This window comes from Dactylosporangium aurantiacum (genome assembly GCF_000716715.1).
Classification (GTDB): Bacteria; Actinomycetota; Actinomycetes; order Mycobacteriales; family Micromonosporaceae; genus Dactylosporangium; species Dactylosporangium aurantiacum.
In genome coordinates this window covers 50,467-76,832 of the sequence record NZ_JNYJ01000042.1, presented here as the reverse complement: position 1 = coordinate 76,832, position 26,366 = coordinate 50,467, and the positions used below count along the sequence as shown (strand labels likewise).

General features: G+C 75.0%; 26 protein-coding genes. 20 read left to right on the top strand and 6 right to left on the bottom strand.

Annotated elements, in window-relative coordinates; all coding sequences use genetic code 11:
• Positions 1–373: 373 nt before the first annotated feature.
• Both OP18_RS37650 and OP18_RS57975 read left to right on the top strand, forming a co-directional pair.
• Positions 374–790 carry a hypothetical protein gene (locus OP18_RS37650; RefSeq protein ID WP_033363937.1) on the top strand — a complete coding sequence of 139 codons (417 nt, stop codon included), beginning with the start codon at positions 374–376 and terminating at the stop codon, positions 788–790.
• A gap of 115 nt (positions 791–905) precedes the next feature.
• Positions 906–1,139, top strand: coding sequence for a hypothetical protein (locus OP18_RS57975; RefSeq protein ID WP_156090073.1), 234 nt, complete (start codon positions 906–908; stop codon positions 1,137–1,139).
• 48 nt (positions 1,140–1,187) lie between these two features.
• Here the strand turns inward: OP18_RS57975 and OP18_RS57970 are convergent, their stop codons facing one another.
• Complete coding sequence (locus OP18_RS57970; RefSeq protein ID WP_156090072.1) at positions 1,188–1,505, bottom strand: hypothetical protein; 318 nt, start codon at positions 1,503–1,505, stop codon at positions 1,188–1,190.
• On the bottom strand, positions 1,502–1,855 hold the full coding sequence (locus OP18_RS37640) for a hypothetical protein (protein ID WP_033363936.1): 354 nt from the start codon (positions 1,853–1,855) through the stop codon (positions 1,502–1,504). Before OP18_RS37640 ends, OP18_RS57970 begins: the two co-directional genes overlap by 4 nt.
• A gap of 144 nt (positions 1,856–1,999) precedes the next feature.
• Between OP18_RS37640 and lanL the strand changes: the two genes are divergently transcribed.
• The 7 genes from lanL (at position 2,000) to OP18_RS37620 (ending at position 9,344) form a co-directional block, all read left to right on the top strand.
• Positions 2,000–4,753: a class IV lanthionine synthetase LanL gene (lanL, locus tag OP18_RS37635; protein ID WP_081971445.1), complete on the top strand. Its 2,754-nt coding sequence runs from the start codon at positions 2,000–2,002 to the stop codon at positions 4,751–4,753.
• Positions 4,753–4,875, top strand: a complete 123-nt coding sequence (locus OP18_RS59960) for an ALQxL family class IV lanthipeptide (RefSeq protein ID WP_211273796.1) — start codon at positions 4,753–4,755, stop codon at positions 4,873–4,875. The genes lanL and OP18_RS59960 overlap by 1 nt, the downstream gene beginning before the upstream one ends.
• A gap of 65 nt (positions 4,876–4,940) precedes the next feature.
• Positions 4,941–5,066, top strand: a complete 126-nt coding sequence (locus tag OP18_RS59955) for an ALQxL family class IV lanthipeptide (RefSeq protein ID WP_211273795.1) — start codon at positions 4,941–4,943, stop codon at positions 5,064–5,066.
• Positions 5,067–5,126: 60 nt separating this feature from the next.
• Positions 5,127–5,252: an ALQxL family class IV lanthipeptide gene (locus tag OP18_RS59950; RefSeq protein WP_211273794.1), complete on the top strand. Its 126-nt coding sequence runs from the start codon at positions 5,127–5,129 to the stop codon at positions 5,250–5,252.
• Between the two features lie 84 nt (positions 5,253–5,336).
• Positions 5,337–7,058: an ABC transporter ATP-binding protein gene (locus tag OP18_RS37630; RefSeq protein WP_052387921.1), complete on the top strand. Its 1,722-nt coding sequence runs from the start codon at positions 5,337–5,339 to the stop codon at positions 7,056–7,058.
• Entirely contained in the window at positions 7,055–8,767 is a 1,713-nt protein-coding gene (locus tag OP18_RS37625; RefSeq protein ID WP_033363935.1) for an ATP-binding cassette domain-containing protein, read from the top strand. Before OP18_RS37630 ends, OP18_RS37625 begins: the two co-directional genes overlap by 4 nt.
• Positions 8,754–9,344, top strand: a complete 591-nt coding sequence (locus tag OP18_RS37620) for a thioredoxin-like domain-containing protein (RefSeq protein WP_052387920.1) — start codon at positions 8,754–8,756, stop codon at positions 9,342–9,344. The genes OP18_RS37625 and OP18_RS37620 overlap by 14 nt, the downstream gene beginning before the upstream one ends.
• Here the strand turns inward: OP18_RS37620 and OP18_RS37615 are convergent, their stop codons facing one another.
• On the bottom strand, positions 9,345–10,487 hold the full coding sequence (locus OP18_RS37615) for a hypothetical protein (protein WP_033363934.1): 1,143 nt from the start codon (positions 10,485–10,487) through the stop codon (positions 9,345–9,347). It lies immediately after the preceding gene.
• Positions 10,488–10,567: 80 nt separating this feature from the next.
• A complete protein-coding gene (locus OP18_RS37610; RefSeq protein WP_052387919.1) occupies positions 10,568–13,813 on the bottom strand; it encodes a helix-turn-helix transcriptional regulator in 3,246 nt (1,081 codons plus the stop codon).
• Positions 13,814–14,101: 288 nt separating this feature from the next.
• On the opposite strand from OP18_RS37610, the gene hypF reads away from it, so the two are divergent.
• The 10 genes from hypF (at position 14,102) to OP18_RS37560 (ending at position 23,958) form a co-directional block, all read left to right on the top strand.
• Positions 14,102–16,459 carry a carbamoyltransferase HypF gene (hypF, locus tag OP18_RS37605; protein WP_033363933.1) on the top strand — a complete coding sequence of 786 codons (2,358 nt, stop codon included), beginning with the start codon at positions 14,102–14,104 and terminating at the stop codon, positions 16,457–16,459.
• 5 nt (positions 16,460–16,464) lie between these two features.
• Positions 16,465–16,737 carry a HypC/HybG/HupF family hydrogenase formation chaperone gene (locus OP18_RS37600; RefSeq protein ID WP_033363953.1) on the top strand — a complete coding sequence of 91 codons (273 nt, stop codon included), beginning with the start codon at positions 16,465–16,467 and terminating at the stop codon, positions 16,735–16,737.
• The gene (hypD, locus tag OP18_RS37595; protein ID WP_033363932.1) at positions 16,734–17,852 is read left to right on the top strand and encodes a hydrogenase formation protein HypD; all 1,119 of its coding nucleotides are present in this window, start codon (positions 16,734–16,736) and stop codon (positions 17,850–17,852) included. The genes OP18_RS37600 and hypD overlap by 4 nt, the downstream gene beginning before the upstream one ends.
• On the top strand, positions 17,849–18,907 hold the full coding sequence (gene hypE / locus OP18_RS37590; RefSeq protein ID WP_033363931.1) for a hydrogenase expression/formation protein HypE: 1,059 nt from the start codon (positions 17,849–17,851) through the stop codon (positions 18,905–18,907). The genes hypD and hypE overlap by 4 nt, the downstream gene beginning before the upstream one ends.
• Positions 18,908–18,977: 70 nt before the next feature.
• The gene (locus tag OP18_RS37585; RefSeq protein WP_033363930.1) at positions 18,978–20,105 is read left to right on the top strand and encodes a 4Fe-4S dicluster domain-containing protein; all 1,128 of its coding nucleotides are present in this window, start codon (positions 18,978–18,980) and stop codon (positions 20,103–20,105) included.
• Positions 20,102–20,563, top strand: a complete 462-nt coding sequence (locus tag OP18_RS37580; RefSeq protein WP_033363929.1) for a cyclic nucleotide-binding domain-containing protein — start codon at positions 20,102–20,104, stop codon at positions 20,561–20,563. Before OP18_RS37585 ends, OP18_RS37580 begins: the two co-directional genes overlap by 4 nt.
• Entirely contained in the window at positions 20,560–21,375 is an 816-nt protein-coding gene (locus OP18_RS37575) for an FAD/NAD(P)-binding protein (RefSeq protein WP_033363928.1), read from the top strand. The genes OP18_RS37580 and OP18_RS37575 overlap by 4 nt, the downstream gene beginning before the upstream one ends.
• Positions 21,375–22,148 carry an NADH-quinone oxidoreductase subunit B family protein gene (locus tag OP18_RS37570; protein ID WP_033363927.1) on the top strand — a complete coding sequence of 258 codons (774 nt, stop codon included), beginning with the start codon at positions 21,375–21,377 and terminating at the stop codon, positions 22,146–22,148. Before OP18_RS37575 ends, OP18_RS37570 begins: the two co-directional genes overlap by 1 nt.
• A complete protein-coding gene (locus OP18_RS37565) occupies positions 22,145–23,446 on the top strand; it encodes a Ni/Fe hydrogenase subunit alpha (protein ID WP_033363926.1) in 1,302 nt (433 codons plus the stop codon). Before OP18_RS37570 ends, OP18_RS37565 begins: the two co-directional genes overlap by 4 nt.
• On the top strand, positions 23,443–23,958 hold the full coding sequence (locus OP18_RS37560) for a hydrogenase maturation protease (protein WP_052387918.1): 516 nt from the start codon (positions 23,443–23,445) through the stop codon (positions 23,956–23,958). Before OP18_RS37565 ends, OP18_RS37560 begins: the two co-directional genes overlap by 4 nt.
• Positions 23,959–24,016: 58 nt before the next feature.
• Here the strand turns inward: OP18_RS37560 and OP18_RS37555 are convergent, their stop codons facing one another.
• On the bottom strand, positions 24,017–24,301 hold the full coding sequence (locus OP18_RS37555) for a DUF202 domain-containing protein (protein ID WP_033363925.1): 285 nt from the start codon (positions 24,299–24,301) through the stop codon (positions 24,017–24,019).
• Complete coding sequence (locus OP18_RS37550; RefSeq protein WP_052387917.1) at positions 24,298–24,663, bottom strand: YidH family protein; 366 nt, start codon at positions 24,661–24,663, stop codon at positions 24,298–24,300. The genes OP18_RS37555 and OP18_RS37550 overlap by 4 nt, the downstream gene beginning before the upstream one ends.
• A gap of 244 nt (positions 24,664–24,907) precedes the next feature.
• Here OP18_RS37550 and OP18_RS37545 point away from each other — a divergent pair, with 244 nt between their 5' ends.
• Entirely contained in the window at positions 24,908–26,365 is a 1,458-nt protein-coding gene (locus OP18_RS37545; RefSeq protein WP_156090071.1) for an ABC transporter substrate-binding protein, read from the top strand.
• The last annotated feature ends 1 nt before the right edge of the window (position 26,366 follow it).

The window sequence follows — 26,366 nt, the reverse complement described above, 5'->3', positions numbered from 1 at the left end:
CGCCCCCACAACCCGCGCGAACGCCGCACTGACGTTGCGCGCACTGGTCGACAACGACCCGGGCGACCTCACCCCCGGCGAACACGCGCTGCTCGGCGAGCTGCTGGACCGCCTGGCCCGCTGAAGCACGCGGGGTTCCTCCGAAGCGCCGCACGTCCTCGTCACTCTGGACGCGCGGCCCCTCCCGGACGCGGTGCACGCACGTCCGACCCCGCAGACGACGCGTGATCGAACGCGCTCTCATCGCCCAGATCCGTGTACCTGAGCTTGGTTGACGTGCGCCGACGGCAGGCGTTGCGCGCCCGATACCCTGCGTTCGTGATCCGATCTCGACCCCGTGACACAAGCCGCTCGCATCAGACTCAGGTGCGCCGTGGATGAGATGGAGGAGGTGTGGAGGCGCGCCGGCCTGGATGAACTGGACATCATCTGGAATCGTGCCGCTGACGTCGGCGCGGACGGCGAGGCTCCCGAAGGCACTCCGCGCGGCATCGTGCAGCTCTCGTACCTGCTGCGGGTCTACAACTCAGCGATGGGTGGCGGATTGGGCTTCGCTGTCGAGGTGAACGAGCCCTTCCGTCTGCAGCGAGCAATGGACGCGATGTGGTACTTCGGATTGACGGAACTCGCCGCGTTGGTAGCAGACCTCATCGAGCACGACCTGGACGGTGACCACGCCGAGTCCAGGCAACATGATCTGCATACCCTCCTCGGTCCCCAGGATGAGGCCTTGGAGGCTGCGTTCAGAGCCAAAGCTGCCGAAAGGCCCGCCGACTTCGGCCTGGAATGACGGGTCCCCACCTCCTGCTGGGTGGGCGGACGCATTCCGCCGTACTGCAGGCAGTAGCTTTCCTTGATCTCCACCGCCGGCGCCGGTGTACCGGTGGCGGTCGCCAACGGTACCGGTGTCTGCGGCCAGTGAATACTGGCTCTGGCACGAAGTTCGTGAATGGCTGGCCCGAGGGCTACTCGGCGAGGATGACGCGGCGGCGGAGAAGGTCGAACTTGGCGCGGCCGAACATCTGGCGTTGGACGGCTTTGAGCCGGCAGACGTTTCCCTCCACCTCGCCGCTGCTCCAGTGGAGCGTGCGGCCGTGGCGGACGGCGTCGTCGTCCTTGAGGGCAGCGGTGCAGGATGACGTCCAGGTCGGCTTGGTCCTGTCTGCTGCGATCGTGCAGTTCGGCGGTCAGCCAGGCAGCGTTGGTGCAGCCCCGCCCCCAGCGTCCGACCAGGCAGGCGGTGTGCTCGTCGAGTTTCGCGTTCTGCGGATGGGTTCGGTGAGCAGTTCATCGGCGGTCGCGGCCAGTTTGTAGCGGCGCACGGTCTTGCCGTCGAGGTCGAGTGCGTGGCAGATCGCGGTGGTGCCGATGCCTTCGGCGAGCAACGCATGGATCTCGGCGTGCCGTTGCCGGGTCAACTCGGCTCGGCCGCCGAGATCGGCGGGAGGTTGCGGTATCGGCAGCGCCCGGATCGGCAAGGCTGTACACGCGGACATCGCCGTCACCGCGTCACGGCCCAGACCGTGAGTCCGGCGCTGGCGGGCACTGCGGCGGCCATCGTGAGGAGCGCCAGTGTCGGCAGGTTCGGCAGGTCGCGGGCCTGGTCTCGCCAGACGCCCCAGACGAACGCGGTCAGCGCGTACGCGGCGAGCGCCCACCACCACGGTCCGCCGGCCGCTGCCAGAGCCACGCCGGCGACCGCCTGGCACAGGATCGCGATCACGGCCAGCGTGCCGACCCGTACGCCGTAGAGGGTCGGCGCCGGGGGTGGCGTGGGCGGTGTGACGGCCGGGACCAGCCGCTGCAGCGGCGCGGCGTTGCCGTCCGCGTTGTACAGGCCGCCGGCGCGGAACATGGCTCGGCCGACGAGGTGCGCGTCACTTCCGGGGATTTCCGGTGGTGTCCGGTGGTGTCCGTCGCGGTCCGGGATCGGGGGTGCGGTGAGGGCCGGGGCGGCAAGGTGGCTCTTGCCGCTGATGCCGACGCTGAGGAAGCCGCCATGTCAGAACTGCCAGAGCCGCCGAGTCTCGTGGCCGACCGGATCGACGCCTGCCGGCTCGAGGGCTGGACGGTCACCAGGCGGGACATGTGGACGGTGCTCGACCCGCCCGGCCGGCCGGAGCGGGTGCAGGGCTGGAAGCTGCACGTGTCGGCCACCGTGTGGTCCGCGCCCGAGGTGCTGCGCCGGTGTCTCGACATCATCGTCGCGGCCGGGGCGTCGTTCAAGTTCGCCAGCACGGTCAAGGACGTCGAGCGGCTCACCGACTTCCACTGTCCCAGGGGGCAGTCGGGCAAGTTCATCACCGTGTACCCGCTGGAACGGGCCACGTTCGTCGAGCTGGCGGAGCGGCTGCACGACGCGACGGTGGGGCTGCCGGGGCCGGTGATCCTGTCCGACCGGGCGTACCTGCCGGGCAGCCTCGTGCACTACCGGTACGGCGCGTTCGACGGCTTCCGGGTGCTCGGCAACGACGGCACGTACCGCGACTGCGTCCTGGACCCCGAGACCAACCCGGTCGAGGACAAGCGACCGGCCGTGTTCGACCCGCCGGCGTGGGCGGAGCTGCCCTTCGCCGCGGCGCCGCCGGTCGCCGGCGGGAGTGGCGGGGTGCTGCTCAACGACCGCTACGAGGTGCGCGCCGCGATCCGGCACGCGAACAAGGGCGGCGTGTACCGCGCCCTGGACCGCACGACCGGCGGCACCGTGCTCGTCAAGGAGGGCCGGCCGCACGTCGGCACCGACGCCGAGCACCGCGACGCGCGTGACTACCTGCGGCACGAGGCAGCCGTGCTGCGGCAGCTGGCGGGGCTGGGCGTGGTCCCCGAGTTCGTCGAGGAGTTCGAGCAGGGTGGCCACGCGTTCCTGGTCGAGCAGTACCTCGACGGCCGGACGCTGTCGGAGGTGGGTGCGGCGTCGGTACGCGCCGCGGAGCCGCCGCCGGAGCCCGCCGACACGCTGCACCTCGCGCTGCGGCTGGCCCGCATCCTCAAGGCGGTGCACGGGCGCGGCGTCGTGCTGCGCGACCTGAGCCCCAACAACGTCCTGATGCTGCCGGACGGCACGCTGCGGCTGATCGACCTGGAGCTGGCCGCGCGGCACACCGGGCCAGGGGCCGCGGACCCGGTCCACGGGGAACGCCACGGCACGCCGGGCTTCAGCGCGCCGGAGCAGTTCCGGGCCGCGCCCGTGGCCGCCACCGCCGACCTCTACTCGCTGGGCGCCCTCGTGCTGTTCCACGCGACCCGGCGGTCCCCGAGGCTGGCGCTCGACGAGCCGCCGCGCCGCACGCTCGAGGAACGCGTCGCCGGCCGGGCCGGTGTCCCCTCGGTGCCGGTGCCGCTCTCGGGGCCGGTGCACCGGATCGTGACCGGCCTGCTGCGCGCCGAACCGGCCGAGCGCCTGCCGCTCGACGAGGTGATCGCCGTCGCCCGCGGGGCGCTCGCCGTCGCGGTCGCACCGGCCGGCGCCGACGCCCCGCATGACGGCGGCTGGTGGGAGGATCTGGTCGGCGGCGTGCTCGGGCACCTCGCCGCGACGGTGACCCCCGGCCCGGGTGCCCGGCTGTGGCCGGAGCACGGCTTCGGCGAGCTGGCCGAGCCGTGCGCCGTGCAGCACGGCGGTGCCGGCGTGCTCGCGGTGCTCAGCGACCTGCGCCGGCACGGCGTCGCGGGGGTGATCGGCGGCCTGGTCGACGAGCTCGCCCCGATCGTGCTGCGGCGGCTCACCCGGCACCTCGACACCGCTCCGCACCGGCTTCCCGGGCTGTATTTCGGCTTCTCGGGTACCGCCTGGGCGCTGTACGAGGCAGGCGTCGCATTCGGACGGCCCGACCTCACCGACCGGGCGCTCGCCCTCGCCGGCAGCCTGCCGACGGTGTGGCCGAACCCGGACCAGACCCACGGACTCGCGGGCCTCGGCACGGCCCTGCTGCACCTCGCCGGCCGGTCCGGGGATCCGGGGCCGGCCCGGCGGGCGGTCCGCTGCGCCGAGGCGATCCTGGCCGCGCGGGACCCCGGCGCCACCGGCTGGACGGTGCCGGCCGGGTTCGACTCCGAGCTGGCCGGCCTGCGCTCGCACGGCTACGCGCACGGCACCGCCGGCATCGGCGCGTTCCTGCTCGCCGTGGCCGCGCACACCGGCCGGGACGACTTCGCCGCCGCCGCCCGCGACTGCGCGGACGAACTGGTCGCGGTCGCCGTCCGGCGCGGCGACGCGGCGTACTGGAGCGACAAGCCCGGCTCGGACTCGATGCACACCTGGTGGTGCAACGGCGCCGCCGGTGTCGGCACGTTCCTGGCCCGGGCCTACGCGTCCACGGGCGAGACCCGCTACGGCGAGGCCGCCGTCGCCGCCGGTCGCGCCGTCATCGCGACCCGCTGCGACGTCGGCGTCTCGCACTGCCACGGGCTGGCCGGCAACGGCGAGTTCCTGCTCGACCTGGCCGCCGCCACGGGGCTGGACGAGTTCGCGGACTGGGCGCGGCGCCTCGCGGACCGGCTGTGGGCCGAACGGGTCTACCTCGACGGCCGGCCCGTGCTCATGAACGAGTCCGGCACCGAGTTCTCGGCCTCCTACGGGGTCGGCGCCGCCGGCCCACTGGCGTTGCTCATCCGGCTGCGGTACGGCGGCGACCGCCTGTTCCACCCGCCGGTGCCGCCCACCGCGAAGGCCACGACGCAGGGCGGTGCGAAGGCCGCCGAAAAGGCCGCCGCGTCCGTTGCCGCCCGTACCGGCGAGGAGGTGAGTATCTGATGACTGTCGACGTCATGGCGCTGCAGGCCGTCCCGGCCGACCAGGCGGCGCCCGGCGCACCGCAGGAGTGCTGCGAGTGGACGTGCACCAACACCTGCACCAACACCTGCCGGACGAACTGAGCCCGGCGCGGTGACCACCGCGCCGCACCTGACCGATCGACTGGCGAGAGGAGGTGAAGATCCCAATGAGCATCGATGTGATGGCGCTGCAGGCCGTCCCGGCCGACCAGGACGCCCCGGGCGCGCCGGTGGCGTGCTGCTCGTACACGTGCGGCGGGCTGTCCTGCGGCGCGACGTGCAAGACGAACTGACCGCCGGGCAGCCCACCGGCGCCGCCCTGACCGATCCGACCGGAGAGGAGGTGAAACGCGATGACCATCGACGTGATGGCGCTGCAGGCCGTCCCGGCCGACCAGGACGCGCCCGGTGCTCCGCAGGAGTGCTGCACGTTCACGTGCGGCGGGGTGTCCTGCGGGGGCACCTGCAAGACGAACTGATCCCGGCCTGAGCGCAGGTGGTGGGCCCGTGCACACCGGACGGGCCCACCACCGGCCACCACCGCGTCCACTGTGGAGCGAACCATGCCGACCGTGTACCGACTCATCGCCCGGGACCTGCTGCGCCACCACCCGGGCCGCACCGCGCTCGGCGGGCTCGGGCTCGCCGCGGCGACCGGGTGCGGGATCGGCGCCCCGATGGCCCTCGCCGCCGTGGTCGACAGCATGTCCGGCCGGGGCCCGGCGGCCCGGCCCGTGCTGGTCTTCGCGCTGCTGCTCGCCGGGGCGCTCGCCGGCGCGGCGCTGGCCAGCCGGGCCGCCGCCGACCGGGCCAGCGCGACGACGGCCCGCCACCGCGGCGCGGCGTTCGTCACGGCGATGCGCGTGCCGCCGTACGACACCCGCTACCGCGACGGGGAGCTGCTGGCCCGCTGCTCGTCCGACGCCGAGACCCCGGCCCGGATCGCGGGCGTCGTGCTGAGCTGCGCGGTGACCACCATGGGTGGCCTCGCCGCGTTCGTGCTGCTGTGCACCATCGACTGGCGCTGCGCCGCCGTGGTCGCCGCCGAGCTGATCGCGTCGTGGTTCGTGGTGCGGGCGTTCCTGCGGGGCAGCGCCGCACCGGAGGCCGGTTACCGCGCGGCCCGCGGCGCACTGGCCGACCTGCTCGTCGATGCGCACCGCGGCGCCCGTACCATCGCCGCGCTCGGCACCCAGGACCGCGAGCTGCGCCGCGTCCTCGCCCCGCTCGGCGAACTGCGCGCGGCGGGCCGCCGTTCCTGGCGCGCCCAGCGCGACGTCGGCTGGCGCATGGGCCTGCTCGACCCGCTGCTGAACGCCGCGGTCCTGGCCGTCGCCGGGCTCAGCGCGGTCGCGGGCCGGCTCAGCCCCGGCTCGGTGCTGGCCGTGCTGCTGTACAGCCAGCTGACCCTCATGGTGCTGGAGCAGGTCGACCTGCTCGCCGCCGCGGTGCACGCCCTGCCCGGCGCCGGCAACCTGGCCGAGCTGCTCACCACCGCACCCCCTGACCCGGGTGGTCCGGTCCGACTGCCGCCCGGCCCGGGCCACCTGGCCTTCGAGCGGGTCCGCCTCACCGCCGCGACGGCGGGCGACGGGCCCGGCGGCGCCGAGGTCACCTGCACCATCGCGGCGGGCACCCACGTGGCCGTCGTCGGCCGGTCCGGGTCCGGCAAGTCGCGGCTCGCGGCGCTGGTCGGGCGGCTCGCCGACCCGGCGGGCGGGCGGGTGCTGCTCGACGGGCACGACCTGCGCACGGTGCCGGTCGATGACGTGCGGGCGGCCGTGGCGTACGCCTTCGAGGAGCCCAACCTGTTCGGCGCCACGCTCCGCGCGGCCATCGCCGCCGGCGCCGACCTGCGCCACGAGGACGTGGTGCGGGCGGCCCGCGAGGCCCGCGCGGACGCGTTCGTCCGGCGCCTGCCGGCCGGCTACGACACCCCGCCCGGCGCCGCGCCGCTGTCGGGCGGGGAGCGGCAGCGGCTCGGCCTGGCCCGCGCCTTCGCCCGGCCCGCCCGGGTCCTCGTCCTCGACGACGCCATGAGCAGCCTCGACACCGCCACGGCCGCGGAGGTCGCGCACGCGGTGCGGGACACCTGGCACGGCCGGACCACCCTGGTGGTGACGCACCGCGCCGCGACGGCCGCCGCCGCCGACCTGGTGCTGTGGCTGGACGCCGGCCGCGTGCGCGGCTACGCCCCGCACCGCACGCTGTGGTCCACCCCCGGGTACCGCGCGCTGTTCGGCGCGGTCGACCGCGAGCCGGCAATGCAGGCAGGCCCGGCATGACCCGCGCCGGATGGCGGCTGCTGTGGAGCCTGCTGCGCCGGCGACCCCGGCCGCTGCTCGCGGTCGCCGGGCTGGTGGTCGTGCTGGCGGCGCCGACGACGCTCACCGGGATCGCCGTCGCCCACGCGCTCGAGGACGGGTTCTTCGCCCACCGGGCCGGGACCGGGCTGCTGTGGGTGTGCCTGCTCGTGCAGGTGCGGCTGCTCGGCACGGTCGCCGGGCGGCTGCTGTTCCCGCCGCTGGTCCGGGTCGTCGAGCCGCTGCGCGACGAGCTCGTCACCGCCGTGGTCACCGCGGGCCTGCGACGGGCCGTCCAGCAGGACGCGCGGGTGCCGGGGACGGCCGTGCGGCAGGCGGTGGACGAGGTCGAGCAGGCCCGGATGCTCGTGGCGTCGGTGCTGCGCAACGCCCACGCCACCGGCTCCGTGGCGGTCGGCGCCGTCATCGGGCTGGGCCTGCTCGACCCGGCGATCCTGCTCGTTGAGCTGCCGTGCCTCGCCGCGGCCGCGGTCGGCTACCGGCTGCTGGTGCGTGCCGTGCTGCGCCGGCAGCGCCGGTGCCTGCTCGCCGAGGAGGACCTCGCCGACCACGTGGCGGCCGCGTTCGCCGCCCGGCGCGACGTGGCCGCGTTCGCCGCGCACGACGCGGCGGCCGCCCCCGTGCTGGAGCGCGTCGAGCGGGCCAGGGTGGCGGCGCGGGACCTGCGTCGCGCCGACGCGATCCACGTGGGTGTCGTGGGTGTCGGCGTCGACCTGGGCCTGATCCTGCTGCTCGTTCTCGCCCCGGTCCTCATCGGCCGTGGGCGCCTCGGCACCGGTGACCTCGTCGCCGCCGTCTACTACGTGATGTTCGCCCTCGGTCCGGCGCTGCGCTTCCTGGTGTACGGCGGCGCCGACTGGCTCGCCGAGCTCCTCGGCCTGATGACCAGGCTCAGCGACGCGGTCACCGGCGCGCCCCCGCCGGCGCGCACCGGACCGTCCCCGGCCGGGCGGCGCCCGGCGGTGGTCGCCGAGTCGGTCGGTTACGCCTACGCGAAGGACGCCGCGCCGGTCCTCGACGACGTCGACTTCACCGTGCCGTTCGGGACGCACGTGGCCGTCGTCGGGCCCAGCGGGGCCGGCAAGTCGACCCTCGCCGCGCTGCTGTGCGGCGTGCGCCGGCCCGACCGGGGCACGGTGCGCATCGGTGGCGCGCCGCCGGCGCCGGGATCCGCGACGCTGGTCCTGGCGCCCCAGGAGCCGTACGTCTTCGCCGGCACCGTGCGGGAGAACCTCGCGTACCTCGCCCCGGCGGCCGCCGACGCGACGCTGCGCCGCGCCGCCGACGCGTTCGGGCTCCACCGGCTCGGCCTCGACCAGCGGCTCGGCGCCGGCGGCGCCGGACTGTCGGCGGGGGAGCGGCAGCTGCTGACCCTGGCCCGCACCTACCTGTCGGCGGCCGCGGTGGTGGTCCTCGACGAGGCCACGTCACACCTCGACCCCGACGCCGAACACCGCGCGGAGCTGCTCATGCGCCGCCGCGGCGGCACCCTGATCGTCATCGCGCACCGCATCAGCAGCGCCGCCCGGGCCGACCGGGTGCTGCTGGTCGACGAGGGCGGGGTCGTCGCCGCGCCGCACCACGAGCTGCTCGACCGCAGCCCCCGGTACCGCCAGCTCGTCGGGCTGTGGGAACCGGCCGCAGAAGGAGTCCCCCATGAGCGTCGCTGAAGCCGTCGACCCGTGGACCGGCCGGCCGGTCCGGCGCCGCGGGTGGGGCCCCGTCGCCGCGGCCGTGCTCGCCGCGGCCGCGGTCGTGCTCACCGCCGACGCCGTCGCGTACCGCCGGCTCGGCCCGCAGCCGGAGCCGCGGATCCCAGGCGTCGAGCGGGTCGCGGTCCGCGAGCGCTACCACACCACCGACCCGGTGCGGTACGACCGGAACCCGCCCGCCGGTGGTCCGCACGCACCGGTGTGGCTGAACTGCGGTGTCTATCCGGCGCCGGTACCGGCGGAGCAGGCGGTCCACTCGATGGAGCACGGCGCCGTGTGGGTGACCTACCGCCCCGACCTGCCCGCCGACCAGGTGGCGGCGCTGCGGCTGACCGGACGCCGGCCCTACACGATCCTCAGCCCCTATCCCGGGCTGCCGGCCCCGGTCGTGGCCAGCTCGTGGGGCCGGCAGCTGCGCCTCGACGACCCCGGCGACCAGCGGCTGCGGCGGTTCCTCGACACGTACCGCGAAGGGCCGCTCACCCCGGAACGGGGAGGCCCGTGCCACGGCGGCACGGGCGCTCCCCAGCAGTGATCAGCGGTGGATGGCGTAGGGCCCCATCCGCTCCCGCAGGTCCCAGCCGACCGCCCACAGGTCCCGGCCGGCCGGCTCGCCGCCGATGGCGCTCAGGCCCGACGCGGGCTGCCCCTGACCGCCGGCCGGGTCGGACGGGTCGCGCTCGACCGGCGCGTCGGTGGTGAAGCGGAGACCGTCCCAGTGCTCGATGTGGACGGACTCGGCGTCCAGCGCGCCGGAGACGTACCCGGTCATCCAGACGTCGTCGGCGGCGAACGCGACGACGCCGGTGAGCCGGACCGCGACCGGGTCGCTCGGCACCACCTGCCAGCCGCCCGGGCCCAGGTGCAGGGCGATCGGCGTGCAGGCGTCCTCGCCGGTGCAGCGGGCGCCGACGACCCAGACGTCACCGTGCCCGGCGGCGCTCACGTCGTCGAACGCCACGTCACCGGCGCCCGGCAGCGGCGGCAGCTGCCCCACCTCGGTCCAGGCGGTGCCGTCCCAGTGCAGCAGCAGCCCGCCGGTGCCGCCGTCGTCCTGCAGCCGGCTGCCGGCCGCCCACACGTCGTCGGCCGCCACCGCGTGGACCGCGGTGAGACCGCCGGCGATCCTCGGCAGGTCCACGGGCTTCCAGGAGCCGCCGTCCCAGCGCAGCACGAACGGCTGCCCGGTGCCCTGGGCGGTCCTGCCGACGGCCCAGCCGTCGGACGGCGAGCGCATGTCGAGGGCCTCGACGGTGCCCGCCGGGGCGGCCGCCGGCACGCGCGCCCAGCCGGACGCGCTGCCGTGCAGGAAGACCGGGGCGGAGGCGGCGTCGGTGCCGGCCGCCCACACGTCGTCCGGGCCGGTCGTGTCGACGGTGCTCAGCCCGTACTGACCCGACGGGCCGGCGGGCACCGGCAGGTCCGCGGTCGTCCACCCCGCGCCGTCCCAGTGCGCGGCGATCGGGTGACGCTGCCCGTCCGCCTGCACCCCGACCACCCAGGCGTCCTCGACCGAGCGCACCGCCACGTCGGTGAGCTCGGCCCAGACGACACCGAACCGCAGCGGCACGCTCGGCGCCACGGTCCACTTCGCCCCGGCGCCGGCGTGGGCCGGCTGCGCGCCGATCAGCACCGCCGCGACGGTGAGCCCGGCGGTCATCGACCGGTTGACATGCATCAGCGTTCCTCTCGTTGAGCGGGTACGCAGCCATCGTGGTTCGCCCACCGGGTCCGCGGCGGCGGGCGCGGCACGTAGATTCATGCGGGGCGCCACCCATGTTCTGTACCGGCCCCGTCGGCGCCGGCCTCCGCCCGCGCGGCGAAGCCGGCGAGCCGCCCCCGGTCCGGCAACCCGGTCTTGGCCAGCAGGTTCCCCACGTGCTTCTCGACCGTGCGAGGCGACAGGAACAGCCGCCGGCCGATCTCGGCGTTGCTCAGCTGCTCGCCGACGAGGGCCAGCACCTCGAACTCGCGGACGGTGATCCCCAGCTCGCGGGCCGGCGGCGGCAGGACCGCGCTGCCCTGCCGGTGCTGGGGGACCGGCGCGCCGGCCCGGCGCAGCAGGTCCCGGCAGGCGCGGGCGACGTGCGGTGCGGTGTCGTGGAAGTACGCCTCGGCGGTGCGCAGCCAGCCCGTCGGCTCGCCCCAGCCCCGCTCGACCGCGTCCTCGGCGACCAGGCGCAGCCCGAGGAACCGTGCCATCGGAAACCGCTCCGACGACGCCAGGAACGTCGCCATGCTCGCCTCCGCCTCGGTCGGCGCGCCCGCCCGGGCCGCTGCCACCGCCTCGGCGAGCAGCAGGAACTGCCGGTTCCAGCCGGCCTCGGCCTGCGGTGAGGCGGCGAACGCCGCGCACTCGGCGCGGCCGGCCGCGCCGTCACGCACCGACAGCAGCAGGTGCGGCGCGTTGATGAACGACACGTAGGAGACCGGCCGGCTCGACTCCTGCGCGACCGACCGGGCCAGCTCGTCGCGGGCGAGATCGTGCTCCTCGTACAGCAGGTGCCCGAACGCGAGCCCGACGCCGTGCACCGCGGCGGCGAAGTCGTCGTCCTCCCCGCCCAGGTCACGGTAGCGGGCCATCAGCGTGTCGACCTCGCGGCGCTGTGCGCGGTGCGCCGCCGCCATGATCCGCACCCCGAGCGCGATCAGCCGCGAGTGCGTGAGCCGCAGCCGCGCCGCGGTCTCCTCGCAGCGGCGCGCGACCAACTGCACCTCCGCGTACTCGCCGCGGCAGACCCGTGCCATGCACAGCTCGATCTCGATGTCCAGGGCGGTGACGACCGCGCCGGCGTCCCGAGCGACGGCGAGCGCCTCCACGAGCCGGTCGACGTCGCCGTCCCGGATGCCGTCGTGGGCGCCGAGGTTGTACAGCAGCCCGATCCGGCGCGCGGCCAGGCCGTGCTCGTCGGCGAGGGCGAGCCCACGCCGGTACAGTGCGTCCGCCTCCGCCATGTCGTGCAGCCGTGCGCACCGGCCCAGCGTCTCCAGTGCCCCCACCGCCACGTCCGGCTGGCCGGTGGCGTCGGCCGCCGCCAGCGCCCGCCGGGCCAGCTCCCGCGCGGCGGCCCGCCGGTCCGTGGTCGGGTTGCCGAACACCAGCCGTGCCGCGACCTCGTCGACGCGGGCCGCGACGGCCGGGTCCGGGTCGGCGCCCAGCAGGCCGCGGACCACGGCCACCTGGTCCAGGCCGGGCAGCCAGTCACCGGCGGCGGCGGCGACCCGGGCCAGGCGCAGGTGGATCTCGGCGTGGCCGCTGAACCGGGCCGCCACGGCCTGGGCGTCCTCGATGCGCCCGGCGTCGGCGTACCCGTCGACCAGCGCCACCACGATCTGCGAGCGCAGCCCGTCGTCGCCGGCCGTGTCGCCGGTCATGCCCAGCGCCCGCTCCAGCAGGGCGACACCGGTGGTCAGCGCGCCCTCGGCGGTGGCCTGGCGGCCGGCCTCGGCGAACCGCAGCGCCGCCTTGAGCGGCTCGCCGGCCGCCGCCCACAGCTCGGCGGCGAGCAGCGGCCACCCGTCGGGGGCGGCGGTCTCGACGGCGGCGGCCGCGCGCCCCGACAGCAGCGCCCGCTCGACCGGCAGCAACTGGGCGCGCAGCACCTCGGCGGTCAGCACATGGCGGAAGCGGTACAGCGCCGGGTCGTCCTCGTCCGGGACCAGCAGCTGCGCCCCCACCGCCTCGCGCAGGCAGGCCACCAGGGCGAGCCCCGCGACGTCCGCGATCGCGCCGGCGTTCTCGGCGCTGAACTGCCGCCCCAGCAGCGTCGCGGCGTGCAGCATCGCGCGGGTCGGCTCGCTGAGCCGCTCGACGCGCCCGGCCAGCGTGCTGGCGAGCGTGGCGGGCAGGGTCGCGTCGACCGGGCCGGACAGCGTCCAGCGGCCGTCGTCGCGGACCAGCACACCGTCGCCGACCATACCCGCCAGCAGCTCCTCGACGTGCAACGGCACGCCGTCGGCGATCGCCGCGAGCCGGGCGAGCACCGCCGGCGGCACCTCCTCGTCCGGGGCGTCCAGGCAGGCGCCCGCCAACCGGCGGACCGCCTCCTCGTCGAGGGGGCCGAGCGTGACCAGCTGCCCCGTGCGCCGCTGGCGGGCCGCCCGGAACAGCTCGGCCGCGCCGCCCGGCGCGGGCCGGGCCGTCGCCACGACCAGCACGTGCTCCGCCGCGACGTTGTCGACCAGGTACTCCACGACCGCCAACGTCTCCGGGTCGGCCTCGTGCAGGTCCTCCAGCAGCAGCAGGCAGCCCCGCGGCCGGCCGATCGCCACGGCCAGCCGCAGCACCGCCTCGGCCAGGACGACGAGCGAGCCGTCGGCGCCGTCGGGCCGGGCGGCGCGCCACTCCGGCACGAGCCGGGACAGGGCGGCGTGATACGGCACCAGCATCGGATCGTCGGGTGGGCCGTCGTGGCGCAGCACCGGCAGCACGGCCTCCCGCAGCGGCCGGAACTGCATGGCCGGCGACACGGCCCGGCCCTTGAGCACCCGCAGCCCGGCGACCTCCGCGCACCGCGCCGCCTCGGTGGCCAGCCGCGTCTTGCCGATGCCGGCGTCGCCGACCAGGAACATCGCGCCGCCGCTGCCGCGCACCGTGGCGTCCACGGCCACCTGGACCCGCGCCAGCTCCGCCGAGCGCCCGACGAGCGCGGGCCCGCCGAGTCGCACCACGCCCTTCCCGCCGCCGCGCGGCCGCTCCTCGACCCGGTCCCGGGCGGTGGCGAGCAGCCGCTGCTCGGCCGGGCCGGCGCCGAGCGCCTGGATCAGCGCGTCGAACCGGTTCGTCGGCGGCAGGGTCTCGCCGGTGAGGTACGCCCCGATCACCGAGCTCGACCAGCCGGTGGCGGCGGCCAGCTCCCGGTACGTCAGCTCGCGCTCACCCTGCCGCCGCGCCTCCCGGCGGCGCAGCTGGCGCAGCAGCCGCGCCAGCCCGGCGAGGGTGTCAACGGCAGCGACCTGGGCGGGATCGAGCGCTCCGGCCGGCTCCCTCGTCGTTTCCGCCACGCCTCCCCTTCCATTTACGTGCTCCAATGCAAACATTGGTGGTGCGCCATGTTCTGGACCAGTCGGAAGTGGGACAGGTTGCCGCATCGCTCGGACACATATCCGACTGTTCGTCGATGTACGTGGATGAGACGGGCGCCCGGCGACCGGCTCACCCGCGCAGGATGAGGCCGAATGACCCGGGTGAGCGGGGCCCGAACGCCTTCGTCCCGGAGCGCCGCCGGACGAGACTTGAAGCATGGGTCGTCGCGGTGGGCCGGATCGGCCGCGACACGAGGTGCTGGACGCATGAACACGATCCAGGCGCGGGTGGCGTGTCGCATCGAAATCCACGGGACGGTGCAGGGCGTCGGATTCCGTCCGTTCGTGTACCGCCTCGGCCGCGGTCTGGGCGTCGACGGGTCGGTCCGCAACGATGACGGTCTCGTGGTGGTCGAGGCCGCCGGGCCGCCCGAGACGATCGCCACGCTCGCCGCACGGCTGCGCACCGACGCGCCGGCCCGGGCCCGGGTGTCCGAGCTGCGGATCAGGGAACTGGACGGCGGCGCGCCGGCCCCCGGCGCCGGGTTCACGGTCGAGCCGTCGGTCCGGCGAGGCCCGGCGGGACACGGGCCGGAGCTGCGCCGTACACCGCCGGACCTCGCCACGTGCGAGGCGTGTCTGGCCGAACTGTTCGACCCGGGCGACCGCCGGTACCGGTACGCGTTCGTCAACTGCACCGACTGCGGCCCACGTGCGACGATCATCGATGCTCTGCCGTACGACCGGGCGCGCACGACGATGGACGCGTTCGCCATGTGCGCCGACTGCGCGGCGGAGTACGCCGACCCGGCCGACCGCCGCTTCCACGCCGAGCCGATCGCGTGCCCGGTGTGCGGCCCGCGACTGGCGTGGCACATCCCGGGCCAGGATGCCGCCCGCGGCGAGGAGGACGCCTGCGGCGAGGACGCGCTGCGCGCCGCGGAGACGTGCATCCGCGGCGGGGGCATCGTCGCGCTCAAAGGGCTCGGCGGCTATCAGCTCGTCTGCGACGCGACCGACGAGGCCGCCGTCGGCCGGCTGCGCGCCCGCAAGCACCGCCCGGCGAAGCCCCTGGCCGTCATGGTGGGGAGTCTGGCCGCGGCGCGTCACCTGGCACGCGTCGATGACGCCGAGGCGGCGCCGCTGACCTCGGTCGCCCGGCCGGTGGTCCTCGTCGAGGCGCGTCCCGGCCGCGGGCTGGCGTCCGCGGTGGCGCCCGGTGCGCCGCGGCTCGGGCTCTTCCTGCCGTACTCACCGCTGCACCATCTGCTGCTCGCGGACCTCGACCGTCCGCTGGTGGTCACCAGCGGCAACCTGTCGGCGGAGCCGATCGCGATCGACGACGCCGACGCGCGGCGACGCCTCGCCGGGCTCGCGGACGGGTTCCTCACCCACGACCGGCCGATCCGGTCCCGCTACGACGACTCGGTCACCCACGTCGTCGCCGGGCGGGCGTCGGTCGTGCGGCGGGCCCGCGGCTACGCGCCGGAGCCGATCGACCTCCCGGTGCCCGCGCCGGAGCCGTTGCTGGCCGTCGGCGGCCAGCTCAAGCACACGTTCACAGTGGCCCGTGGCGGCACCGCGGTCACCGGGCCGCACACCGGCGACCTGGAGCAGCAGGCCACGATGGAGGCGTTCACGGCGAACCTGGCGCACCTGTGCCGGGTGGTGGGCGCCGAGCCGCACGTCGTCGCCCACGACCTGCACCCCGGCTACCTGTCCACGCAGTACGCGGCCACCCTGCCGGTGCACCGCCGGATCGGGGTGCAGCACCACCACGCGCACGTCGCGTCCTGCGCCGCCGAGCACGGCGTGACCGGGCCGTTCATCGGGGTCGCGTACGACGGGCTGGGCCTGGGCGACGACGGCACGCTGTGGGGCGGCGAGGTGTTCGTCGCCGACCTCGCCACCTACCGGCGGGTGGCGCGGTTCGGCCGGGCCCCGCTGCCGGGCGGGGCCGCCGCGGTGCGCCGGCCGGTCCGCATGGCACTGGGGTACCTGTTCGGCGGCGAGGGCCTGGACGAGCGCACCCGCGCGACCGCCCTGCGCCTGGCCCGGCCGCTCCTGCGGCGGCTGCCACCGCGCGAGGTGTCCACCGTGCGGCGCATGGTCGAGCGCGGCGTCAACTGTCCCGTCGCGTCGAGCGCCGGTCGCCTGTTCGACGCCGCCGCCGCGCTGCTCGACCTGCGCGACGACGCGACGTACGAGGGCGAGGCCGCGGTCGCGCTGGAGGCCGCGGCCGGTCCGGGCGGGGCAGCGCCCGAGCTGCCGTGGCGGCTGGTCGCCCGCGACGGGATGCTCGTGTACGACGCCACGCGCACCTTGCTGGCGCTGCTCGAAGGGCGCCGCGACGGTGTCGACGTCGCGGTCCTCGCCGCCCGCTTCCACGCCACCGTGGCCGCGGTGACCATCGCCGTGTGCTCACGGGTCGCGGCGCGGCACGGCCTGCGCACCGTCTGCCTGTCCGGCGGCGTCATGCAGAACCGGCTGCTCGCCGAAGCGCTGCTCGGCGGCCTGTCCGCCGCCGGGCTGGAGCCGCTGATCAACGAGCGGGTGCCGGTCAACGACGGGGGAATCAGCTACGGCCAGGCGGCGGTCGCCGCCGCGCGGCTGCGGAGGGGGTGAGCGGCATGTGCCTCGGTGTGCCGGGCCGGATCCTGCGGACCGCCGATGCCGGCGGCATCACGATGGGGACGGTCGACTTCGGCGGCGTGCTGCGTGAGGTGTGCCTCGCCTACACCCCGCAGGCCCAGGTGGGCGACTACGTGATCGTCCACGTCGGGTTCGCGATCAGCCGCGTCGACGAGGCGGAGGCGCGGCGCACGCTGGAGATCCTGCGCGCCATGGGCGACGCGCTGGAGCGGGAGCTGTCCCCCGGGGCGGCGGAGCGGACGGCGCCGTGAAGTACCTCGACGAGTACCGCGACCCCGCCCTCGCCCGCCGCCTGTTCGCCGAGATCGAGGCGGTGACCTCGCGGCCGTGGACGCTGATGGAGGTGTGCGGCGGCCAGACCAACACCATCGTGCGGCAGGGCATCGACGAGCTGCTGCCGGCCGGCATCCGGATGATCCACGGACCGGGCTGCCCGGTCTGCGTGACGCCGCTGGAGCTGATCGACAAGGCGCTCGCCATCGCCCGGCGCGCCGAGGTCGTCTTCACCTCCTACGGCGACATGCTGCGCGTACCGGGGACGTCGGCCGACCTGCTGGCGCTGCGGGCACGAGGCGCGGACGTCCGGGTGGTCTACTCCCCGCTCGACGCGGTGCGCATCGCCGCCGAGCGGCCCGACCGCGAGGTGGTGTTCTTCGCGGTCGGCTTCGAGACCACCGCGCCGGCGAACGCCATGGCGGTGCTGCACGCCCACCGGCTCGGGCTGACCAACTTCAGCGTGCTGGTCAGCCACGTGCTGGTCCCGCCGGCGATGACGGCGATCCTCGACGCGCCGGACTGCGAGGTGCAGGGGTTCCTCGCCGCCGGGCACGTCTGCGCGGTGATGGGCTGGACCCAGTACGAGCCGATCAGCGACCGCTACCACGTGCCGATCGTCGTGACGGGGTTCGAGCCGCTCGACCTTCTCGAGGGCATCCTGATGGCCGTCCGGCAGCTCGAGCAGGGCCGGGCGGCGGTGGAGAACCAGTACGCCCGAGCGGTACGGCGGTCCGGCAACACCGAGGCACAGGACGCGATCCGGCGCGTGTTCCGCATCGGCGACCGGGCCTGGCGGGGCATCGGCACCATTCCCGGCAGCGGCCTGACGCTCACCGAGGAGTTCGCCTGCCATGACGCGGAGCGGCGCTTCGCGGTGGCGGACATGACCGCGCGGGAACACCCGGCCTGCATCGCCGGTGACATCCTGCGGGGCACGCGCGTGCCGACGGACTGCACCGCGTACGGGACGCTGTGCACGCCGCGCACGCCGCTCGGCGCGCCGATGGTCTCCACCGAGGGCACCTGCGCGGCGTTCTACAGCGCGGGCCGGCGCCGGGCGCCGGTGGTCGTGCCGGGGCCGCCGCGATGACCACGGTCGACCCCGCCCTCGGTGGCTGCCCGGCGCCCGCCGCGGAGCGCGAGAAGATCCTGCTCGGGCACGGCAGCGGCGGCCAGCTGTCCGCGGAGCTCCTGCGTGACGTGGTGCTGCCGGGTCTGGGCGGCGCGGGCGAGGGCGTGCCGGAGGACGGGGCGGTCGTGCCGGTCGGCGGGGTCGACCTGGTGGTCAGCACCGACGCGTTCGTGGTCAGCCCGCTGTTCTTCCCGGGCGGCGACATCGGCGCGCTCGCCGTCCACGGCACCGTCAACGACCTCGCCATGATGGGCGCCGCCCCGGTGGCGCTGGCGGTGGCGTACATCATCGAGGAGGGCTTCGCGGTCGCGGACCTGCGGCGGGTCACCGCCTCGGTCGGCACCGCCGCGGCCGCCGCCGGGGTGCCGGTCGTCACCGGCGACACGAAGGTGGTGGGGCGGGGCGCCGCGGACGGCCTGTTCGTGACCACGACCGGGATCGGCCGGCGGCTGCCGGGGGCCCGGGTGTCCGCCGCGTACGCCCGCCCCGGCGACGTCGTGCTGCTGTCCGGCCCGATCGGCGCGCACGGCACGACCATCCTCAGCGCGCGCGAGTCACTGGGGTTCGAGGCCGAGATCGCCTCCGACACCCGCCCGCTGCACCGGCTCGTCGCGACGATGGTGGCCGGCGCGGAGCGGGACATCCACGTCATGCGCGACCCCACCCGCGGCGGGGTCGCGTCGGCGCTGAACGAGATCGCCGCGGCCTCGCGGGTCGGGATCGAGATCGACGAGGCCGCGCTCCCGGTGCCGGCACCCGTCGCCGCCGCCTGCGAGCTGCTGGGCCTGGACCCGCTGCACGTCGCGAACGAGGGCTGCCTGCTGGCCGTCGTCGCCGCCGATCGCGCCGTGGCGGTGCTGGCGGCGATGCGGTCGGCGCCCGACGGGCGGCACGCGGTCCGACTCGGTGAGGTGGTGGACGCGCATCCGGGGCGGGTGGTCATGAACACCCTCATGGGCGGCCGGCGGGTCGTCGACATGCTGGTCGGCGAGCAGCTGCCCCGGATCTGCTGATGCGGCGGGCGCCGGTCCCGTGCTGTGCTGGAGGAAACGCCCCCGGCGGGAGACATCCAGGAGAAATACCATGACCAGGGAACACCCGGCACCGGTGGACGGACCGGTCCTGCTGTCCGGGCTCGACGACCTCCTGGCCGCGCTGCGGTCGGACGGACGGACTGTCATCGGTCCGACGGTGCGGGGGCACGCGATCGTGCTGGCCGAGATCGACAGCGCCGCACAGCTGCCGTACGGGTGGCGGACGGAGGTCGAGGCGGGGACCTACCGGCTGCGCCGCGGCGACGAGCGGCGCGCGTTCACCCACACGTCGGGTCCGCAGTCGTGGAAGCAGGTGCTGCATCCGCCCCGCCAGGCGCTGTGGTCGGCCGACAGGACCGAGGACGGCTTCCGGGTCACCGACGAGGCACCGCAGCCGCGCCGGCTGGCGCTGTTCGGCGTGCGGCCGTGTGACCTGCGCGCGATCGGCGTCCTCGACCACGTGCTGGGCGACGGTGGTCGCTATGCGGCCCGGCGGGCCGACATCATGATCGTGGCGGTCAACTGCACCGAGCCCGGCGGCGCCTGCTTCTGCGTGTCGGCCGGCGGCGGTCCACGGGCCGGGGCCGGCCACGACATCGTGCTGACCGAACGCCCGGACGGCACGTACCTGGCCGCCGGCGCGACGGCCGGCGGCGAGGCGGTCCTCGCGCGGGTGCCGTCGACGCCGGCGGCCGACGCGGACGTGGCGTCCGAGGCGGCGGCGGTGGCGTCCGCGGCGGCGCGGATGGGGCGGACGCTGCCCGAGGCGGACCTGCGCACGCTGCTCGCCGGCCATCGCGAGGACCCGCAGTGGGACGACGTGGCACAGCGCTGCCTGGCCTGCGGCAACTGCACGATGGTGTGCCCGACGTGCTTCTGCACGTCGGTCACCGACACCACCGACCTGACCGGCGAGCACGCCGAGCGTTGGCAGTCCTGGGAGTCCTGCTTCGACCTGGACTTCAGCTACCTGCACGGCGGGCCGGTGCGCGACTCGCGCCGCGGCCGCTACCGGCAATGGCTCACCCACAAGTTCGGCACCTGGCACGACCAGTTCGGCGAGTCCGGGTGCGTCGGCTGCGGCCGGTGCATCGCCTGGTGCCCGGTCGGCATCGACGTCACCGCGGAGCTGCACGCCCTCGACGCCCACCCAGCCACGACCGGGGACTCCCCATGACCGCGATGTACGACCTCCTCGCCGCGCACGCGTTCCTGGCCGGCCTGCCGCCGCCCGACCTCGAACGCCTGTCCCGCTGGGCGTGCCGCGTGCCGTTCGGTGCCGGTGCGCGCGTCTTCGAGGAGAACGGCCCGGCCGACCGGTTCTGGCTCATCCAGGAGGGCTCGGTCAACCTCGACATCCGGGTGCCCGGGCGCGGCGACCTCATCGTCGAGACGCTCGGCCCGGGTGCCGTCCTCGGCTGGTCCTGGCGCTTCCCGCCGTACCGCTGGCGGTTCGGCGCGGTGGCCGTCGAGCCGGTGCTCAGCATCGCGGTCGACGGCCCGGCGACCCGCGCGTTGTGCGACGCCGACCCGGCGTTCGGCTACGAGCTGACCAAGCGCCTCATGGCCGTCGTGGTCGACCGGATGCAGGCCACCAGGATGCGCCTGCTCGACCTGTACTCGGTGCCGACATGACGACGATGACGCCGGCCCGCTACCGGGTCGTCGACCGGTCGTGGGACACCGCCGACACGGTCACCGTCGCGCTGGAGCCGGTCGACGAGCCGCTGCCGGTGTTCCGGCCCGGCCAGTTCGCCATGCTGTACGCGTTCGGCGTCGGGGAGGTGCCGATCTCCGTGTCCGGGCGGTACGGCGCGGGTGGTCTCCTGCACACCATCAGGGCGGTCGGCGCCACGACCCGGGCCCTGTGCCACGCCGAGCCGGGACACGTGCTCGGCGTCCGCGGACCGTTCGGCCACGGCTGGGACCTGCCGGCGCCCGCCGGCGCCGACCTGGTCGTCGTCGCCGGCGGCCTCGGTCTGGCACCGCTGCGGCCCGTCGTGCGGCACGCCGTCGCCTGCCGCGACCGCTACCGCGGCGTGGCGGTGCTCATCGGCGGGCGGACACCGCAGGACCTGCTGTATCCCGGCGAGTACGAGTCCTGGCGGAGCGCCGGGGTCGACGTGTTCGTCACCGTCGACCGCGCCGCCGCCGGCTGGACCGGGCACGTGGGCGTGGTGACCGCGTTGTTCGACCACCTCCGCGGCCGCCCCGCCGAGACGAGCGCCTACGTGTGCGGCCCCGAGATCATGATGCGGTTCGCCGCGCGTGGCCTCACCGACCGGGGCGTGCCGGCCGACCGCGTGTGGCTGTCCCTGGAGCGCAACATGCACTGCGGTCTCGGCCACTGCGGGCACTGCCAGCTCGGCCCGCTGCTGCTGTGCCGCGACGGCCCCGTCGCCCGTTTCGACGCCGCCGGGCCGCTGCTGATGACGAAGGAGTTGTGATGGGCAAGCCGAGGCTCGCGGTCTGGAAGTTCGCGTCGTGCGACGGCTGCCAGCTCACCCTGCTGGACTGCGAGGACGAGCTGCTGCCGCTCGCCGAGCACGTCGAGATCGCCCACTTCCTGGAGGCGTCCAGCGCCGTGCGGGAGGGCCCCTACGACGTCTCGCTCGTCGAGGGATCGGTCACCACCGAGACCGACATCGAGCGCATCCACCGCATCCGGGAGCAGTCCGGCATGCTGGTGACCATCGGCGCGTGCGCCAACGCCGGCGGCGTCCAGGCGCTGCGCAACTTCGCCGACGTCGAGGAGTTCCGGTCGGTGGTCTACGCCAGACCGGAGTACGTGGCGACCCTGGCACAGTCCACGCCCATCTCCGCGCACGTCCGCGTCGACCTGGAGCTGCCCGGCTGCCCGATCGACCGGCGCCAGCTCATCGGCGTGCTGAGCGCCGTGCTCGCCGGCCGGCGTCCCGGCCTGCCCGTGCACAGCGTCTGCCAGGAGTGCAAGCTGCGCGGCACGACCTGCGTGACCGTGGCGCAGGGGATCCCGTGTCTCGGCCCGGTCACCCGCGCCGGCTGCGGCGCGCTGTGCCCCGCGTACGGCCGCGGCTGCTACGGCTGCTTCGGACCGATGGCCGGGCCGAACACCGCCGCGATGACCGCGTCGCTGCGCGCCCTCGGCATGTCCCCGGCGGACGCGGCACGGGTGTTCCGCACCTTCCACGCCGCCAAGCCGGAGTTCCAGGCCGCCGCCGAGGAGGGGGAGCGCCGATGACCCACCGCAACGACCGGTCGTTGCGCGTCGGTGCGCTCGCCCGGGTCGAGGGCGAAGGCGCCATGTACGTCCGGGTCGACGGCACCACGGTGACGGACGTGCGGCTGCAGATCTACGAACCGCCCAGGTTCTTCGAGGCGTTCCTGCGCGGTCGCGGCCACACCGAGCCACCCGACATCACCGCCCGCATCTGCGGGATCTGCCCGGTGGCGTACCAGATGAGCGCCTGCCTGGCCATCGAGGACGCCTGCGGCGTGCGGGTCAGCGAACCGATCGCCGAGCTGCGCCGGCTGCTCTACTGCGGCGAATGGGTGGCCAGCCACGCCCTGCACGTGTACCTGCTGCACGCACCGGACTTCCTCGGCTACCCCGGCGTGGTGGAGATGGCCCGCGACCACCGCGACGCCGTCGAACGCGGGCTCGCTCTGAAGAAGGCCGGCAACGCCATCCTCGACCTGGTCGGCGGGCGGGCGATCCACCCGATCAACGTGCGCGTCGGCGGCTTCCACCACGCGCCGTCGGTCGAGGAGCTGCGCGCGCTGGCCCGCGACACGCTGCGGCCGGCGCTCGAGCACGCGCTGGCCACGGTCGAGTGGGTCGCCGGCTTCCCGTTCCCGGATTTCACCGTCGACCATGAGCTGCTCGCCCTGGTCGACCCGCGGCGGTACCCCATCGACCGCGGCCGGCCGGGGACCTCGACCGGGCGGTCGTTCCCGGTGCGCGCGTTCGAGCAGCACGTCGTCGAAGCGCAGGTGCCGCACTCGACCGCGCTGCACGCCCGGCTGGCCGGCGCGGGCAAGTACCTCACCGGCCCGCTCGCCCGGTACGCGCTCAACCACGCGGTGCTGTCGCCGCTCGCCCGCGAGGCGGCCGCCGCCGCGGGACTCGGACCGCGCTGTGACAATCCGTTCCGCAGCATCGTCGTGCGGGCGGTGGAGATCGTGTACGCGCTCGACGAGGCGTTGCGGCTCGTGGCGGCGTACCAGCCGCCGGCACCGGCCTCGGTGGCCGTCCCGGCGCGGCCGGCCACCGGGTACGGCGCGACGGAGGCGCCACGCGGCGTGCTGTTCCACCGCTACGACATCGACGGCGACGGGACCATCCGCAGCGCGCGGATCGTGCCACCGACCGCGCAGAACCAGCCGAGCATCGAGGACGACCTGCGCCGCTTCGTGCAGGACCGGTTGGAGCTCGACGACGAGCAGCTCACCGCCCAGTGCGAGCGGGCGATCCGCAACTACGACCCGTGCATCTCGTGCGCCACGCACTTCCTGGACCTCACCGTGGAGCGCACGTGATCCCACCGGTGGTGGTGATCGGCGTCGGCAACCCGTACCGGCGTGACGACGGCGTCGGCCCGGCCGTGGTCCAGCGGCTGCGGCGTGCCGGCCTTCCAGGCACGACCGTGGCCGAGAGCGACGGCGAGTCCTGCGCGCTGATCATGCTGTGGGAGCGGCGGCGCCTCGCCATCCTCGTCGAGGCCGTGCGGGTGCGACCGGCGCATCCGGGCCGGCTGCACCGGCTGGTCGTGCCGTGCCTGGTCCCCGAACGGGCCAGGACCGCCAGCTCACACACCACGGACATGGGCGAGGCGATGGCGTTGGCCCGCGAGCTGGACCGTCTGCCGGACCGGATGATCGTGTTCGGGGTCGAGGCGGCGGACACCGGCCTCGGCACCGGTCTGACACCGGCGGTGGCGGCGACCGTCGACCGCGTGGTCGCCGAGATCGCCGCCGAAGTGCGTGCCCACCTGGCACCGGACCGGCGGCGAGGCGCACCGGCGGACGATGCCGACCCGGAGCGGCGGTGATCGGCCGGGACGGGCACGGTGCCGGGGGAAGCGTGAACGCCACGGGCACCGGTGACACCTAGATCAGGAGGAAGGCGGCCGCGCCGGCGAGGCTGGTGGCGACGGCGACGCCGGCGAGTCGCAGTGGTGCCGGCACGGCGGGGGCGGTGACGAGGAGGTGGAGCGCCACGGCCGTGGCGGGCAGCGCGGCGCCGGCACAGAGCAGGGCCCAGCGCTTCGTGCCCGGCGGCGTGATGGGTGCGAGCTTGGCCAGGCCGGCGCCCGCGGTGAGGCAGGCAAGGCTGGTGCGGCCGTGGGCGAGCGCGGTGCGTTCGGCGTGGAGGCCGGGGTCGGTGGTGGTCATCCGGCCGTGCGGCTGACGAGCAGGACCGCCGTGATGACGGTCGCCGCGGCGACCATGGTGCCGAGGGCGGCGCCGGCGAGCGGGCGGCGGCTGCGCAGGGCGGCTTCGTTGCGGATCCAGCGGAGGTAGGCGGCCACCGGCAGGGCGGCGCCGAGGCCGATCAACGCGGCCGACGTGGGGCGGGAAACGGCCGCGGGAATGCCGCCGCCCAGGGTGTGGACGGCGACGCCGGCGACGATGAACGCCAGCGCGGTGCGCAGCCAGGCGAGCAGGGTGCGTTCGTTGGCGAGGGTGAACCGCACGTCCGGCTCGGTGCCTTGCCGGTACAGGCGGCGTGGCCAGCGCCGGTCGGGTGGGGTCACGGGTCTCAGCGTCGCACTGGTTACTAATTCCCGTCAACGGAGCCTCGAAAGAAAATCGGACACGAAAACTCTTCCCTTCGTGGCGTCCGCCTTGCTACGTTGCTCGCCACGCCGGCCAGATCGGCGGTCAGCGAAGGGAAGTACCAGGTCAATGAGTCCTTTACAGGGTCTTGTCTCGCGCCGCCTCGTGCTGGGCGGCGGCGTCGGAGCGGCGGCGTTGGTGGCCGCCGGTTGCGAGTCGGCGGTGGACCGCTCACCCGTGTCGGCGACCGGTGTCCCGAAGCGGGGCGGCACGCTGCAGCTCGCCGCCAGCGCCGACGCCCAGCCGGGCGCGGTGATGGCCAACCGGGCCGGGAACTGGATGTGGCGGCGGCTGGTCTTCGAACCCCTCGCGGAGTTCGACGCGCAGCGTCAGCCGCAGCCGGTGCTGGCGAAGTCCTGGACCTTCAACGCCGAACGCACCGGCGTCGTGCTGGAGCTCCGCGACGACGTGAAGTTCCACAGCGGCCGGCCGATGACCGCCGAGGACGTGGTGTTCTCGCTGGAGCAGGTCAAAGACGCGAAGAACGCCTCACAGCTGCGGGCGGTGGCGCTGAAGCTGACGAAGGTGGAGGCGACCGGCCCGCACCAGGTGACGATCACCCTGGCCCGGCCGACGGACAGCCTCTTCGACCTGTTCCACCTCACGATGGTCGTCGACAAGGAGACGTTCGCCAAGATCGGCGACGGCAGCCAGGTGGTCGGGACCGGCCCGTTCGTGTGGAAGCAGTGGAAGCCCGGCGCGTCGATCACCCTGGAACGCAACCCGGCCTATCGTGACGCCGACCGGCCCTACCTGGACAAGGTCGAGATCGCGGTGATCACGGACCCGACCGCGTTGCAGACCGCGCTGCGCGGTGGCCGCAGCCACCTGGTCAACGGCCTGTCCACGGCCGACATCAAGGCGCTGCGGGAGGACAGGAACTTCGCGCTGGAGAACGCCGGTGGCGTGTTCTACCCGCTCGGACTGAACGTGACCGCGGCGCCGTTCGACAAGAAGGAGGTCCGCCAGGCGGTCGGCTGGGCCCTGGACCGGGAACGGATCAAGGCGCAGGTGTTCGGCGGTGACGCCACCGTCACCGACCTGTGGTGGACGCCGGAGGAGACCGGGTACCCGAAGGACCTCGCGACCAGGTACAGCCTCGACGTCGCCAAGGCCAAGGCGCTCGTGGAGCAGGCCGGGGCGAAGGGCGCGAGGGTCCCGATCGCGTTCGCGAACCTGCCGACGATGAAGAACCTCTTCGAGATCGTGCGGTTCAACCTGGAGCAGATCGGACTGGCGCCGGAGGCGGTCGCGCTCGACACTGCCGAGTTCGACGCCCGGCAGGTCAAGGGCACGCTCGGGCCGGCGTTCCTGCTGCTGCACGGCATGGTCGGCTTCTCCGCGGCGACGATCGTGGACGCGATGCCGTCGCTGCGGGCCGGGAACCCGTCACAGTTCACCGCCGCGCAGTACGACCAGCTGCGTGCCACCCTGCAGGAGGCCGGCGACGGGGCGAAAGGCACCGCGCTGGCCGGGCTGTCGACGTACCTGCTCGACGAGTCGTTCAGCCACGTGACCATGGTCGCGCCGCAGTACCACGTGCGCAGCGCCACGCTGCAGGGCGTGCGGACCGTGGCGCTGGGCAGTGTCGTGGCCACCGACGCCTTCCTGGCGGCCTGAG